Source organism: Brevundimonas sp., from assembly GCF_041648615.1.
Taxonomy (GTDB): domain Bacteria; phylum Pseudomonadota; class Alphaproteobacteria; order Caulobacterales; family Caulobacteraceae; genus Brevundimonas.
Genome location: NZ_JBAZOS010000005.1, coordinates 70,362 through 84,505 on the forward strand (window position 1 = coordinate 70,362; position 14,144 = coordinate 84,505).

General features: G+C 67.4%; 8 protein-coding genes. 5 read left to right on the forward strand and 3 right to left on the reverse strand.

Features of this window, described 5'->3' with window-relative positions:
- Window positions 1-59 precede the first annotated feature (59 nt).
- On the reverse strand, window positions 60-737 hold the full coding sequence (locus tag WC555_RS04055; protein WP_373251358.1) for a TorF family putative porin: 678 nt from the start codon (window positions 735-737) through the stop codon (window positions 60-62).
- Window positions 738-829: 92 nt separating this feature from the next.
- Window positions 830-2,185: an ammonium transporter gene (locus WC555_RS04060; RefSeq protein ID WP_373251360.1), complete on the reverse strand. Its 1,356-nt coding sequence runs from the start codon at window positions 2,183-2,185 to the stop codon at window positions 830-832.
- Between the two features lie 401 nt (window positions 2,186-2,586).
- On the opposite strand from WC555_RS04060, the gene WC555_RS04065 reads away from it, so the two are divergent.
- Together WC555_RS04065 and WC555_RS04070 are read left to right on the forward strand one after the other, a co-directional pair.
- Complete coding sequence (locus WC555_RS04065) at window positions 2,587-4,260, forward strand: MFS transporter (RefSeq protein WP_373251361.1); 1,674 nt, start codon at window positions 2,587-2,589, stop codon at window positions 4,258-4,260.
- A gap of 102 nt (window positions 4,261-4,362) precedes the next feature.
- Window positions 4,363-7,737, forward strand: a complete 3,375-nt coding sequence (locus WC555_RS04070) for a PAS-domain containing protein (RefSeq protein ID WP_373251362.1) — start codon at window positions 4,363-4,365, stop codon at window positions 7,735-7,737.
- 5 nt (window positions 7,738-7,742) lie between these two features.
- Here the strand turns inward: WC555_RS04070 and WC555_RS04075 are convergent, their stop codons facing one another.
- Complete coding sequence (locus WC555_RS04075; protein ID WP_373251365.1) at window positions 7,743-8,366, reverse strand: response regulator; 624 nt, start codon at window positions 8,364-8,366, stop codon at window positions 7,743-7,745.
- 171 nt (window positions 8,367-8,537) lie between these two features.
- On the opposite strand from WC555_RS04075, the gene WC555_RS04080 reads away from it, so the two are divergent.
- From WC555_RS04080 to WC555_RS04090, 3 genes are all read left to right on the forward strand, one after another.
- Window positions 8,538-9,896, forward strand: a complete 1,359-nt coding sequence (locus WC555_RS04080) for a DcaP family trimeric outer membrane transporter (RefSeq protein ID WP_373251367.1) — start codon at window positions 8,538-8,540, stop codon at window positions 9,894-9,896.
- A 74-nt stretch (window positions 9,897-9,970) separates the two neighbouring features.
- On the forward strand, window positions 9,971-11,863 hold the full coding sequence (gene acs, locus WC555_RS04085; RefSeq protein WP_373251448.1) for an acetate--CoA ligase: 1,893 nt from the start codon (window positions 9,971-9,973) through the stop codon (window positions 11,861-11,863).
- Between the two features lie 584 nt (window positions 11,864-12,447).
- Window positions 12,448-14,115, forward strand: a complete 1,668-nt coding sequence (locus WC555_RS04090) for a ShlB/FhaC/HecB family hemolysin secretion/activation protein (protein ID WP_373251369.1) — start codon at window positions 12,448-12,450, stop codon at window positions 14,113-14,115.
- The last annotated feature ends 29 nt before the right edge of the window (window positions 14,116-14,144 follow it).

Below are 14,144 nucleotides of genomic sequence, written 5' to 3' on the forward strand. Positions count from 1 at the left end.
AACAAACCGGTCGGACGCGCATATCCGCAACGTCCGACCAGCTCGCCTTGTGCGTCGCATCAGAACAGGAATTTGATTCCGGCGACGGCCCGGCTGTCCGACAGCGGCCCGTCGACGTCCGTGTCATGATAGCGGACATCGATCGCCACATGCTCGGTGACGGCGTAGCCGACCCCGACGTTCCAGGTCGCATAGTCGTCGTTCACGTCCAGCCACTGCCGGCCGACCGCCGCCGATACGGTCCACCTGTCGGCCGGGGCGAAGGCGGTGTTGACCTCGGCGTAGGTCGCCTCCTCGTCCAGTCCGAAGAAGTCCGGCGACCAGTAGATCGCGGCGCCGAACGTCGCCGGGCCGATGGCGCGCGACGCTGCCGCCTTGAGCTCCAGATAGTCATAGTCGGCTCCGTCCGGCGCGTTGACATAGCCGTAGCCGACCACCCCGACGTCGAAGGCGAAGCCCCCCGCCTCGCCGCGATAGCCGCCATAGATGTCGACCTCGGCGTCGGTGTCGTCGCCGAAGTCGACATTGGAAGCCCAGGCGCCGACGTAGAAGGACCCGATCGTGGCGTCGACGCCGCCCTGGATGGCCGGCTCCTCGTCAGTCTGGGTGTAGCCGCGGAAGACATAGTCGCTGACCACGCCGACGTTCCACGCCACCTCGGGCGCGGACTGGGCGCTGGCGGCCCCGGCGGTCAGAAGGGCGGCCATCAAGGCCGCGCAGGCGAAAGCAGTTCTCATCTTCGTATCCCCTGTTGTCGATGGTTATTGGAGCGTCATGCCTACTGGGCGGCGGCGCGGAGGGGAGGCTCCGCGCCGCCTGTCGCTGGTGATCAGACGCCCTCCATCACCTCGCCGTGCAGATGCCCGTCCAGCCCCTCGGCCTCCTGTGCGGCTGTGACGCGCAGGCCGGTGGTGAACTTGCAGACGATCAGGATCAGGAAGGTGGCCACGGCGCTCCAGCCGATGGTAACGCCCAGCCCCCAGGCCTGTTTGGCGATCGTCGCCCCCTCGGCCACGCCATTGACGGCCGCCGAGGCGAAGACGCCGGTCAGGAGCGCGCCCAGGATGCCGCCGGCGCCGTGGATGCCGAAGGCGTCCAGGCTGTCGTCATAGCGCAGCAGCTTCTTGATCCAGACCGAGGCCGCATAGCAGACCGGGCCCGAGGCCAGACCGATGATCACCGCGCCCTTGGGATCGACCAGGCCCGCCGCGGGGGTGATGGCGACCAGACCGGCGATCAGACCGGACAGCACGCCGATCAGGGACGGCTTACGCTTCTCCATCACCTCGACGATCTTCCAGGTCAGGGAGCCGGCCATGGCGGCCAGAATGGTGTTGAGGAGGGCGACGGACGCGATCGAGTCGGCGGTCCAGGCCGAGCCGGCGTTGAAGCCGATCCAGCCCACCAGCAGCAGGCAGGCGCCGATCATGGTCAGGACCGGATTGTGGGCGACGATGGTTTCCTTGCCGTAGCCTTTCCGCGCCCCGAGGAAGATGGCGCAGACCAGACCGGCCACGCCCGCATTGACGTGCACCACGGCGCCGCCCGCGAAATCCAGCACCCCTGCCGCGCCAAGGAAGCCCCCGCCCCAGACCCAGTGACAGATCGGCGCATAGACCAGCAGGGTCCACAGGCCGGTGAACAGCAGCAGGCCCGAGTATTTGATCCGCTCCGCGAAGGCGCCCGCGATCAGCGCCGGGGTGATGATGGCGAAGGTCAGCTGGTAGGCGATCCAGAGATATTCCGGGAGACCCGGAGCGAGGCTGTGGGCCGTGGTCGGGGTGACGCCGTTCAGGAACAGCGCCTGGAGCGAGCCGATGTAGCTCTGGACCTCGTCGCCGGAGTAGGCGCCGATCGGCTGGCCGACGCCGAAAGACAGACTGTAGCCCGCGATGAACCACGCAAGGGTCACCACCGAGGCCACGCCCAGCGACTGGGTGATGGTGGCGATGACGTTCTTGCGCCGGACCATGCCGCCATAGAACAGGGCCAGCCCCGGCAGGGTCATGAGCAGAACCAGCGCCGTGGCCGTCAGGATCCAGGCCGTGGCCGCGCCATCCAGGGCGAGAGTCGCCTGGTGCGCCAGAAGGGCCGGTTCCGCCGGAACAGCGGCCGCGGCCTGGCCGGCCAGGCCGCTCAACGCGAGGGACAAGGCCCCTGCAAGCCCAATACGAAGTCGTGTCATTTGATCCCCCAAAAGACGATTACGCAGATGCGAAATGTTTATCGCATTTGCGAAACAGGCAAGTGGGTTAACAGCGTTTCGGGAATAATATTTGCCCTCGTGGAGGAAAATCTCGCAATTTCGGCAAGTTAGTTTCGTATAAATTGATTTGCTGGACATCTTTTCGTGCGCCGGACTCAGATTCGCTCGCAGTTGCAGCAATTATCCCGCCTGCATGAACGCCGAGCACGCAGGTCTCGCGTCCCGGCCAGCGGACCGTAGCCGTCCCCTCACGCGGGTTCGCATCGCCTTCGACCAAAGTCGCTCTCTGCACTCCCGGGCCCGGCTGTCAGTGTCGCCCGGACGTTCGCTTCAGCGACGCGCGAAAACAGCCGAAAACGGCGAGGTTGGGAGGCTAGACAATGACAGACAGCGCCATCGGCGCGCCGGTTGAACCGGAACACACGGTCGACAGGAACGACCGCCTTGTGATCCTTGCGTCATCCGTCGGCACCGTGATCGAGTGGTACGATTTCTATCTGTACGGCTCGCTCGCCGCGATCATCACGGCCCAATTTTTCTCGGGCGTGAACGAGACCACCGGCTACATCTTCGCCCTGATGGCCTTTGCGGCCGGGTTCGCCGTCCGCCCGTTCGGCGCCGTCTTCTTCGGCCGCCTCGGCGACCTGTGGGGACGCAAGAACACCTTCCTGGTGACCATGATGCTGATGGGGCTGTCGACCTTCGTGGTCGGCCTTCTGCCGTCCTACGCCGCCATCGGCCTCGCGGCCCCGATCATCCTCGTGGCCATGCGACTGATCCAGGGCCTGGCCCTGGGCGGCGAGTACGGGGGAGCCGCGACCTATGTCGCGGAGCACGCCCCGCACGGCAAGCGAGGCTACTACACGTCCTTCATCCAGATCACCGCCACCGCAGGACTGGTTCTCAGCCTGCTGGTCATCCTGGGCGTGCGCCTGGCGGTCGGTGAAGAGGCCTTCACGTCCTGGGGCTGGAGGATTCCGTTCCTGGTGTCGATCCTGCTGCTGGGCGTGTCGCTCTGGATCAGGCTGAAACTGGCCGAAAGCCCGTCCTTCAAGCGCATGAAGGAGGAAGGGAAAGGCTCGTCGGCCCCGCTCACCGATTCCTTCCTCAAATGGCCGAATCTGAAACTGGTGATCATCGCCCTTGTGGGTCTGACCGCCGGCCAGGCCGTGATCTGGTACACGGGCCAGTTCTACGCCCTGTTCTTCCTCGAACGGGTGATGAAGGTCGATGCCACCCTGGTCTATATCCTGCTGGCCATCGCCCTTCTGCTGGCCTCGCCCTTCTTCGTCTTCTGGGGCTGGCTGTCGGACAAGGTGGGACGCAAGCCGATCATCCTCGCCGGCTGCCTGATCGCGGCGATTACCTATTTCCCGCTGTTCCAGGCCCTGACCCACGCCGCCAACCCGGCGCTGGCCGAGGCCACGGAATCTCAGCCCGTGACCATCTACGCCGATCCGGCCGACTGTAACCTTCAGTTCGACCCCGTGGGCAAGACGGTGTTCAACCAGTCCTGCGACCTGGCAAAATCCTATGTCGCCAAGGCGGGCATCAACTACACCAACGTCGCGGCCCCGGCCGGGACGGTGGCCGAGGTCCGCATCGGAGACAGCGCCGTCGTTCCCAGCTTCCGGGGCGACGCCCTGCCCGCCGCCGACTTCGCCGCGCAGAAGAAGACCTGGGAGACCGGGCTGGGCGAAGCCCTGACGGCCGCCGGCTACCCCGCCAAGGCCGACAGCGCCCAGGTCAACAAGCCGATGGTCGTGCTGATCCTGTTCATCCTCGGCTTCTATGTGACCATGGTTTACGGCCCGATCGCCGCGGCCCTGGTCGAGATGTTCCCGACCAACATCCGCTACACCTCGATGTCGCTGCCCTATCACATCGGCAACGGCTGGTTCGGCGGGTTCCTGCCGACCACGGCCTTCGCCATGGTCGCGGCGACCGGCAACATCTTCTACGGCCTCTGGTACCCGATCATCGTCGCCGTCGCGACGGTCGTGCTGGGCTTCCTGCTGGTCAAGGAAGGCAAGGACGTCGACATCAACGCCTGATCCTGCTGTGTCAGGCCGAGATTGGGGGGCGGATCGACCGGCGACGGTTGGTCCGCCCCTCAACCTTGCGGGGACGGCCTGGACCCTTTCTAGATAGATCCGATGCTCAGCCTGGTGATCCTGTCGATGGTGGCCGCCTATATGGCGGTGCTGTTCGTGGTGGCCTGGCGCAGCGAGCGTCGGGCCCTTCGAGGACAGCCGGGCCGGCTGGGGTCCTGGGCCTACGCCCTGTCCCTGGCGATCTACTGCACCTCCTGGACCTACTACGGCGCCGTGGGGACGGCGGCGCGGAACGGGTGGGAGTATCTGCCGATCTACATCGGACCCGCGGTCGGCATCGTCGTTCTGTTCCCGATCTGGCGCCGCATCGCGGCCGCGGCCCGTCGCGAGAACGTGGGGTCGATCGCCGACTTCATCTCGTCGCGATATGGCAAGAGCCAGGGGCTCGGCGCGTTGGTCGCCTGCGTCGCCATAATCGGCTCCCTTCCCTATATCGCGCTACAGTTGAAGTCGCTGGCGATGGCCTGGGCCCTGGTCATGGCCGGGACGCCCGTCGCCGGATCAGAGGGCCTGACGGTCACGGGCGTGGCCGTGGTGCTGGCCGGATTCACCATCCTGTTCGGCGCGCGCCGGGCCGACCTGACCGATCATAACCGCGGCCTGATCCAGGCTATCGCCCTGGAGTCGGTGGTGAAACTGGCGGCCCTGGTGGCCGTGGCGGGCTTCGCCACGGTGTTAATCCTCGGCGCACCGGACGGCGCGGATCTCAAGGCCAGCCTCGGCCGCCTGGCCGTCCTTCCCGACCTTGATGGCCGCTTCATCGCCATCACGCTGCTGTCGACCCTGGCGATCTTCTGTCTGCCCCGGCAGTTCCATGTGGCGTTCGTCGAGGGGGCGGCGCCGGCGGACATCCGGCGGGCGCGCTGGGTCTTCCCGATCTACCTGCTGATCACCAGTCTCGCGGTCATCCCCCTGCTGGCCGCGGGCGGACTGTTCTCCGGCATTTCCAATCCGGACCTTTTCGTCCTGGACCTCCCGTTCAGCCATGGCGGAGGCCTGCTCACCGCCATCGTCTTCGTCGGCGGTTTCTCGGCCGCGACCGCCATGGTCATCGTCGAGACGGTCGCCCTTTCGGCCATGGCCTCGAACAGCCTGATCCTGCCGCTGGTGGCCCGGGATCGCTGGCGCGCCCGCGAGGACGGGTCCGACATGGCCGGCGCGATCCTCCAGGTCCGGCGTGTGGTCATTTGCGCCGTCCTGTTTCTGGCCTGGCTGTATTTTCAGGCCATGGACCGGTCCAGCGGACTGGCCTCCATCGGCCTGACGTCCTTCGCCGCCCTGGCGCAGCTGGCCCCGGCGCTGTTCGGAGCCGTCCTGTGGCGCGACGGTCATGCACGCGGAGCCTTCGCGGGGATCGTGGCCGGGACGGCGATCTGGCTGGTGCTGCTGGCCTGGCCGCAGGTCGGGTCGTCGATGGGCCTGGCCGATCCGACCCCGTTCGGCCTGAAAGACACCCTGCCGCTGGGCGTCTTCCTGAGCCTTCTGGTCAACACCGCCATCTATGTCAGCGTCTCTCGCCTCGTCAGCCCCCGCCTGATCGACCGGGTCCAGGCGCGCGCCTTCGTCGACCGCCTCAGTCCCGACTGGCGCGAACCGAACCCGGCCCCGGCCGGCGCCCTGGTCGGCGACCTCAAGACCCTGGTCGCGCGCTTCGTCGGCGAGGCGGGCGCCATGCGCGCATTCGACGCCCTGGGGCGGGAGACGGGACACGTGCTGAAGGACAACGACCCCGCCGACGCGGGGCTGGCGCGGGCGGCCGAACGCATGCTGGCCGGCGCCGTCGGCGCCTCCTCAGCCCGTCGGGTCATCTCCGCCGCCCTGGCCGGCGGCGGGCGCGCGCCGGAAGATGTCGTTCGCATGCTCGACGAGGCATCGCAGGCGGTCCAGTTCAACCGCGAGCTTCTGCAGGCGACCCTGGACAACATCGATCAGGGCGTGAGCGTGGTCGACGCCGACCTCCGTTTGATCGCCTGGAACGCCCGCTATGTGGCGCTGTTCGACCTGCCCGCGGGCTTCGTCCACGTCGGCCAGCCGGTGGCCTCCATCTATCGCCTGAACGCCGAGCGGGGCGAGGTGGCGGGCGACGTCGACGCCTGGGTCGAGCGCCGGCTGGAGGCCCTGCGCCGGCGCGAACCCCATGTCTACGAGCGCATCCAGCCGAACGGCCGCGTGCTGCGCTCGACCGGCACGCCCATGTCGGGGGGCGGCTATGTCACCAGCTATACCGACATCACCGCCCTGCGCCGGGCCGCCGAGGCGCTGGAAGAGGCGAACGAACGGCTGGAGGCCCGGGTCGCCGACCGCACCGAACGGCTCGCAGAGGCCAAACGCATGGCCGAGGACGCCACCGCCTCCAAGACCCGCTACCTCGCGGCGGCCAGCCACGACCTGCTCCAGCCCCTGCACGCCGCGCGGCTGTTCATCGCCGCCCTGAAGGAAGAGCCGGGCCTGTCCGCGCCGGGCCCCCACGCCCTGGCGGACAATGCGGACCGATCGATCGAAAGCGCCCACCGGCTTCTGAAGGCCCTGCTCAACCTCTCACGGCTCGAGGCCGGCGGGGTCCGTCCGACCGTGGAGCCGCTGTCGATCCAGAGCCTGTTCGACGACCTGCGGCGTGAGTTCGCTCCCCTCGCCGCAGCCCGCGGCCTGGATTTCAGCGTCGTCCCGTCCAGCCTGTGGGTCGCCTCCGATCGCGACCTGCTGCGGTCGATGCTGCAGAATTTGCTCGGCAACGCCGTGCGCTACACGGATCGCGGCGGCGTCCTGCTGGGCGTTCGGCGCCATGGCGCGGGGGTCCGTTTCGAGGTTCACGATACGGGGCGCGGCGTTCCGACGGCGCAGCGCGAAACCATCTTCGCCGAGTTCGTCCGCCTTCCAGCCAACCCCGGCGACGAACCGGGCGCCGGTCTCGGCCTGGCCATCGTCCGCAAGGTCGCCGAGTTGATGGGCCAGACGGTGACGCTGGCGTCGCGCCCCGGCAAGGGCTCGACCTTCGCGGTGACCGCGCCGCGCGCCGCGCCGGTGGCGGCGGTCAGGACTGCCCCGACGAGGATGGCGGTCGGCCTCGGCGGCCTTCGTGTCCTGTGCGTCGATAACGACCCCGCCATCCTGGAAGGCCTGACGGCCCTTCTGGCGCGATGGGGCGCATTGACGACCGTCGTCGCCGACGCCCGGGGAGCGCTCGACGCCGGGGGCTTGTTCGACGTCGCCCTGGTGGACCTGCATCTGGGAGACGGCCCGGACGGCCTTGCGGTCGTCGAGGCGCTCCGCCGGCGCGGCCTGACCCATATCGCCCTGATCACCGCCGACGCCGACGAAACCCTGTCGGCCCGCGCAGCCGCCGCCGGCGCGACCTTGCTGGCCAAGCCGCTGAAGCCGGCCGCGCTCAAGGCCTTCCTCAGCCGGCGCTCGCTCTAGCACCCTCAGCCCGCGACGGGATCCAGCGCCAGGCTCCGCGAGGCGATGACGGCCTGGGTGCGGTTCTGGACGCCCAATTTGCGGAATACGCCCGTCAGGTGGGCCTTGATGGTCGCCTCCGTCACGCCGAGGTCGAAGGCGATCTGCTTGTTCAGTCGTCCCTGCTGAAGTCCCGTCAGGATCTTGAGCTGGGAGGGAGTCAGGCTGGCGATGCGATGCTCCAGCTCGACCGAAACCGGGTCCTCGCCAAGATCGGGCGCCGCCATCTCTCCCGCGAGGACGGCGCGCAAGGCGTCGACCATCTCGGCCAGGGGCGCGGACTTGGGAATGAAGCCCGACGCCCCGAAGGCCAGGGCGCGCCGGACCGTCGCGGCGTCCTCGCTGGCCGAAACCACGACCACGGGCACGGCGGGAAATTCGCTGCGCACCGCGACCAGTCCGGCGAAGCCGTCGCAGTCGGACAGTTTGAGATCCAGCAGCAACAGATCGGCGCGCGTCTTCAGCGCGGCCCGCGCGCCCGAAAGGCTGTCGCACTCGTCGATAAGCGCGCCCGGCGCGGCGCGGGCAAGGGCCGAACCCAGGGCGGCCCGAAACAGGGGATGATCGTCGGCGACGACGATGCGGTCCATGGCGTTGCTTCCCTTTCGCGGCCCGCGCTCCGCGACGTCGGGCCACAGGATCATAGTGACGCAGTTCGACTTTCGTCGAAAGTAGACCAATGGCTAATGGCCCCACCCGGGCGGCATCCGGGAAGCTGTTCCCCGGGAGGTTCGCATCAGACGAACCCGGGAGGACACCGAATGAAGATTCATCTGCTCGCCGGCGCCGCCGCCGCCGCCCTTCTGGCCGCACCCGGAGTGGGCGTCGCCCAGTCCGATCCCGCTGCGCTCGAGGCGCGGATCGCGCAGCTGGAAGCCCAGCTCGCTGAACTGCGGGGCGACGTCGCCGCCTCCCGCGCCGCGCAATCCGCCCAGAACGCCGAGATCGTCCGTCTCGATCGTCAGGTCGCCGCCGCCCCTACCCCGGCGACGACGCCCCCTCCCCCGGCGCCGCCCGCCGACGGCTTCCGCGTCGGCAATAACACCGTCAAGTTCGGCGGCTTCGTGAAGGCGGACTTCATCGCGTCCAGCTACGACGGCGGCGATCCCGGCAATGGCGATCTGCTGCGCGACTTCTACCTCCCGGGCTCGATCCCGATCGGCGGCGCGGACGAGAGCACGGCGACGGACTTCAACGCCCGCCAGACGCGATTCTGGCTGACCACCGAGGGATTGCTGGGCGGTCGAAAGGTCGGGACCCGTATCGAGATGGACTTCCAGGTCCTGCCCGGAGCCGGCGATCAACGCACGACGAGTCCCTCCAACCTGTCCCTCCGCCGCGCCTTCGTCACCGTCGACAACTGGCTGTTCGGGCAGGAGTGGAGCAACTTCCAGAACATCGGCGTCCTCCCCGACACCGCGGACTACATAGGCTCCAGCGAGGGCACCGTCTTCGCCCGCCAGGTCCAGGTGCGCTACACCCGCGGTCCGTTCTCGATCTCCATCGAGAACCCCGAAACCACCGTCACCCCTTTCCTCGCCGCCAGCCGGATCATAGCCGACGACAACAGCCTGCCGGACGTAACCGCCCGCTATGCCGTGACGCGGCCCTGGGGCGAGGCTTCGATCGCGGGCATCGTGCGTCAACTGGCCTATGAAACGACCGGCGTCGGCGCGATCGACTCTTCGACCATGGGCTGGGGCCTGTCGGCGGCGGCCAAAATCAAGGTGGGCGAGAAGGACGACCTCAGGATCATGCTCTCGGGCGGCGAGGGCATCGGTCGCTACGTCGGCCTGAACTTCGCCAACGACGCCGTCCTGGACGCGTCCGGCGAGCTGGAGGCCATCGGCCTGATCGCGGGCTTCGCCAGCTATCGGCACATCTGGACGCCGCAATGGCGTTCGAACTTCACCTACTCCGCCCAGAGCGTCGACAACGACCGTTCCCTGATCAGTCTCGCCGCCAACAAGTCCTCACAAAGCGTGCGCGGCAACGTGATCTGGACCCCGCTGCCCGCGCTGGACCTCGGTGCTGAACTGATGTTCGGTGAGCGCGAACTGGAATCGGGCGCCTCGGGTCAGCTGACTCGCCTGCAGATCTTTGCAAAATACGGTTTCTAGAGGCTGAAGGCCGACACGATTTGACCGACTCCGAGTTCTACCCCGTTCCCGCCCAATGGGCCGCGCGCGCGCACATGAACGCCTCCAGCTATGAGGAGGCGCGCGTTGCGGCAGGCGAAACGCCCGACGCCTTCTGGGGCGAGCAGGCCCGGCGCCTCGACTGGACGACGCCGCCTACGCGGATGAAGGACGTCTCGTTCGACAAGGCCGACTTCCGCATCCGCTGGTTCGACGACGGTGTCCTGAACGTCGCCTGGAACTGCCTCGACCGGCATCTGGCCGAACGCGGCGACGAGACGGCGATCATCTGGGAAGGCGATGAGCCGACCCGGTCGGGCGGCCTGACCTATCGCGAGCTCCACGCCGAAGTCTGCCGCATGGCCAATGTGCTCAAGGGCCTGGGCGTAGTGAAGGGCGACCGCGTCACCCTGTACATGCCGATGATCCCGGCGGCGGCCGTCGCCATGCTGGCCTGCGCCCGGATCGGCGCGGTTCACTCTGTCGTCTTCGGCGGCTTCTCGCCCGACAGCCTGGCGGGACGGATCGAGGACTGCGGCTCGACGGTGGTCGTCACCGCCGACGAGGGGCTGCGCGGCGGCAAGCGCGTGCCCTTGAAAGCCAATGTCGACGCGGCGCTGGAGAAGCTCCCGGCCGGAAGCGAGGTCAGGCACGTCCTGATCGTGTCGCACACCAACGCCGACATCCCGATCGTCGAGGGCCGCGACGTCCGTTATGGCGAAGCCAAACACGGCGTCTCCGACGACTGTCCCTGCGAACCGATGAACGCCGAGGACCCGCTGTTCATCCTCTACACCTCGGGATCGACGGGCAAACCCAAGGGCGTGCTGCACACCACGGGCGGCTATCTGTTCTGGGCGGCGTGGACGCACGAGCTGGTGTTCGACTATCGCCCGGGCGAGGTGTTCTGGTGCACCGCCGACGTGGGCTGGGTCACCGGCCACAGTTATTGCGTCTACGGCCCGCTGGCCAACGGCGCCACGACCCTTATGTTCGAGGGCGTGCCCAACTATCCCGATCACAGCCGGTTCTGGCAGGTGATCGACAAGCACAAGGTCGAGATTTTCTACACCGCCCCGACCGCGCTCCGGGCCCTGATGCGCGAGGGCGACGGGCCGGTGAAGGCGACCTCGCGCAAGTCCCTGCGCCTGCTGGGCAGCGTCGGCGAGCCGATAAACCCCGAGGCCTGGCGCTGGTATCACGAGGTCGTCGGCGAAGGCCGCTGTCCGATCGTCGACACCTGGTGGCAGACCGAGACCGGCGGGATCCTCGTTTCGCCGCTGCCGGGCGCGACGGATCTCAAGCCCGGTTCCGCGACCAGACCCCTGCCGGGCGTCGCCCTTCAACTGGTCGACGCCGAGGGCGCCGTTCTGGAAGGCGCGACCTCAGGCAATCTGGTCATCACCGACAGCTGGCCGGGCCAGATGCGCACCGTCTGGGGCGACCACCAGCGCTTCTTCGACACCTATTTCAGCGCCTATCCGGGCAAGTATTTCACCGGCGACGGCTGCCGCCGCGACGAGGATGGCTATTACTGGATCACCGGCCGGGTCGATGACGTCATCAACGTCTCCGGCCACCGCATGGGCACGGCCGAGGTCGAGAGCGCGCTGGTCCTGCACGACGACGTCGCCGAGGCGGCCGTGGTCGGCTTCCCGCACGACATCAAGGGCCAGGGCATCTACGCCTATGTCACCCTGAACGCCGGCGTCGAACCGCATGACGACCTGAAGCGGGCGCTGGTCGCGCATGTGAGGAAGGAGATCGGCCCGATCGCCGCCCCCGACGTGATCCACTGGGCCCCGGGTTTGCCGAAGACCCGCTCGGGCAAGATCATGCGGCGGATATTGCGGAAGATCGCCGAGGGGGATGTGGGCGCGTTGGGGGATACGTCGACGCTGGCGGACCCCGGCGTGGTCGATGAATTGGTTCGGAACAGGAAAAGCTGAGGGGGGCTTGGGGCCCCTGCATCCTCCCCTTCACCCCGACCTTCGACGCCGGGGCTCCGATCCCGAACCCTGAAACAGACCATCCGTGCAGGGGCCCTGTCGCCGGATCGGACAAGTGTTCGCCTGACAACCGTTTCGGGATCACGCGGCACAATGGCTTGCTGATGGCAGGAAAATGTTCCCGCGAAGCCGCAAGTGCGTCGGCCCCGACGGGGAGGTCCTGATCGGCGGGTAAGATCAGTCTTCCCGACGAGCTATTGCTCACCTCACGCACCAACCCAGCATGAACCGAGGCTGAACAGCTGCGGCGATATCTTTTGCAGGTTCAACGGATATTTTATTCAAACTTCGGAACAAAGTGTTCGCCTCGCAACTTGTATGCACAGATTGCCAAGATGGATGGCGATTTACTTATTGTTAACCACCGAATCCGTTCCGCCAAAACTCATGACATCACCACACTTGGTGATTGAATTTCAAATACATTTCGAATGGTCGGTCGTCCCAAGCTTCCTACGTGCCGTTGCTTTCCGCTGCGTGGGGGCCGGCACGCCCTGTTTTCGCGGCCGCGTTTCGAGGTAGCTATGTTGAGATCCAGCCTGATGGCGGCCGCGCTGCTGGCCACGAGCCAGGCCGCCTACGCCCAGCAAGTGCCCGGCGCGGGCGGACAATTGCAGCAGATTCCCCCCCCCGCGCTGCCGCAGCGGCCGGCTCCCGACATCCGCATCGAGCGACCCGAAACGCCGACGGGTGACGCCGCCGAAGGCGCGCGGATCCGGGTGGAGTCCCTCCGCATCACCGGCGCGACCCTGTTCCCGGAAGCGGAACTGATCGCGGCCACGGGTTTCACACCGGGGACGGACCTGAGCCTGCCCGAGCTTCGCAATGCGGCGGCCGAGATCACGCGCTTCTACAACAGCCGCGGCTATATTCTGGCGCAGGCCTATCTGCCTGCCCAGGACGTCCTTCAAGGCGTCGTAACCATCGCCGTGATCGAGGGTCGTTACGGCGCGATCAACGTGCGCAACGAGTCTGGCGTATCCGACGACGTGGCCCGGCGCATAACCGCCGGCCTCAATACGGGCGACCCCGTCGCGATCGCGCCGCTGGAACGACGGCTGCTTCTGCTCTCCGACGTCCCGGGCGTCGTCGTTCATTCGACCCTGTCTCCTGGCGCCGAGGTCGGCGCCGCGGACCTGACCATCGATCTGGCCCGGGCGCCGCGGATCTCGGGCAGTCTCGAGGCCGACAATGCGGGCAATCGATATACCGGCGCCTACAGGTTCGGCGGATCGGTCAACGTCAGCAATCCGACGGGCTTCGGAGACCTGCTGAGCCTGCGCCTGCTCGCATCCACAAAGGGTCTCGCCTACGGCCGGGCCGCCTGGCAGGCCCCGTGGGGCGACGCCACCGTCGGCATCGCCTATACGCACATGGAGTATGATCTCGGTCGCGAGTTCCGGGCGCTCGACGCGGGCGGCACGGCGGACATCGTCAGCGCCTTCGCCAGCTATCCCCTGATCCGGTCGCGGACCGCCAACCTCTATGCCCTGGCCAGTCTGGACGCCAAATATCTGACAGACGAGATCGGTCTGGTCTCGCAGGTGTCCGACAAGGAAATCCGGGCCGTGACCATCGGCCTGCGCGGCGATTCCCGGGACGCGTTCGGCGGTGGCGGCTGGAACGCCGGATCGCTGTCATGGACATCGGGCGACCTCGACATCGAAAGTCCCGTCGAGCGCGCCGCAGACGCGGCGAGCGCACGTTCCCAAGGCGGGTTCAACAAGCTGCAGTACGCCGTCTCGCGGCTCCAGGCCGTCAGCGGACCGCTGTCGGTCTACGGCTCGCTGCGCGGACAGCTCGCCACCGACAATCTCGACAGTTCCGAGAAGATGGAGCTGGGCGGCGCCTATGCGGTCCGCGCCTACCCGGAAGGCGAGGGCTACGGCGACGAGGGCTATGTCGCCACCATCGAGGCCCGTCTCGAACTGGACCAGTGGACCGGCGACCTGCCCGGCCGGCTCCAGCTGATCGCCTTTGTCGATGCGGGCGAGGTCGACTTCGCCCATGACCCCTGGTTCACGGGATCCAATCACGCCCGACGCAGCGGCGGCGGGATCGGGCTGAACTGGTTCGGTCCGGACGACCTGATCATCCGCGCCTCCTATGCGCGCCGCTTCAACGACCAGATCTCGACCTCGGGGCCCGACGAGACGGGCCGCGCCTGGTTCCAGATCGTCAAGCTGTTCTGATGGCCGCCCCGACCTGCCCTTTCTCTGTA